Source organism: Hydrogenophaga sp. (assembly GCF_041633695.1).
Classification (GTDB): domain Bacteria; phylum Pseudomonadota; class Gammaproteobacteria; order Burkholderiales; family Burkholderiaceae_C; genus Hydrogenophaga.
In genome coordinates, this window is sequence record NZ_JBFJMY010000715.1 from 1 (window position 1) to 1391 (window position 1391).

The 1391-nt window shown below is 66.4% G+C and carries 2 protein-coding genes; both read right to left on the reverse strand.

Annotated elements, in window-relative coordinates; genetic code table 11:
• Positions 1–633 (reverse strand): LysR substrate-binding domain-containing protein (locus tag ABYB95_RS23495; protein ID WP_372662796.1); only part of this gene is annotated, 633 nt, incomplete at its 3' end.
• A 32-nt stretch (positions 634–665) separates the two neighbouring features.
• Positions 666–1391, reverse strand: a 726-nt coding sequence (locus tag ABYB95_RS23500; RefSeq protein WP_372662799.1) for a helicase-related protein, incomplete at its 5' end; no start/stop codon positions are given.

Below are 1391 nucleotides of genomic sequence, written 5' to 3' on the forward strand. Positions count from 1 at the left end.
GAACTCGGGGCAGACTTCCAGCACATGGTCGCGAAAACAATGGCCATTGCCCAGCAGCAACATGGTTTCGCGCTTGAGTTCGGCCGAGGTCACGCTCCCACGCTGGGCCAAGGGATGGGCCACCGGCACGGCGGCGTAAAAGGGCTCGTCGTACAGCGGCGCGAGCGCCAGATTGGTGTCGGGGAAGGGCTCGGCCAGGATCGCGCAGTCGATCTCGCCCAGGCGCAACTGCTCCAGCAGCCGCACCGTGAAATTCTCTTGCAGCATGAGCGGCATCTGGGGTGTGCGTTCGATCACCTGGCGCACCAGATCGGGCAGCAGATACGGCCCAATGGTGTAGATCACCCCCAGCTTGAGCGGACCGGCCAGCGGGTCTTTGCCGCGCTTGGCGATTTCCTTGATCGCTGCGGCCTGCTCCAGCACCGTCTGCGCCTGGCGCACGATCTCTTCGCCCAGCGGCGTCACCGCGATCTCGCTGGCGTTGCGCTCAAAGATCTTGAGCTCCAACTCCTCTTCCAGCTTCTTGATCGCCACCGACAGCGTGGGCTGCGAGACAAAACACGCCTCGGCCGCTTTGCCGAAGTGTTTCTCGCGCGCCACGGCGACGATGTATTTGAGTTCTGTCAACGTCATGACACGCTATTGTGCGCTTTCGCACGCCGGGCTCAAGCCTTCAGGTAGTCAGACTTGGCACCCAGCCAGCGCGCGATGTGTTTCTCGGCCAGGCCGGGGTGGCGCTCCAGCATCACCGGCGCGGCCGCGCGCGCCCAGGCCAGCAAGTCGGTGTCGGTGGCCAGATCGGCGAATCGCAGCAACGCCGCACCCGACTGGCGTGCCCCCAAAAACTCACCCGGCCCGCGGATCTCCAGGTCGCGGCGCGCGATCTCAAAACCGTCGTTGGTGTCGGCCATGGCTTTGAGCCGTTCGCGCGCGGTTTCGCCCAGGCGCCCGCCGTTGGGCGGACAGTACAGCAGCACGCAGGCCGACGCCGCCGCACCGCGCCCGACCCGCCCGCGCAACTGGTGCAGTTGCGAAAGGCCAAAGCGTTCGGCGTGCTCGATCACCATGAGCGAAGCGTTGGGCACGTCCACGCCGACCTCGATCACCGTGGTCGAGACCAGCACCGCCATGTGGCCGCTGGTGAACAGCGACATGACGGCCTTTTTCTCGGCCACCGGCATGCGCGAATGCAGCAGGCCGACCAGCACGGGGGCGTCGCCAGCGTCGGCACCCGCTGCACCACCGACACCACCCACACCCCCGGCCAATGCCGCCGTGAGTTCGGCGTGGGTCGCGGTGGCGTTGCTCAAGTCCAGGGTTTCGCTTTCTTCGATCAGCGGGCACACCCAGTACACCTGCCGCCCCTGCGCGACCTGGGCGCGGATGCGGGC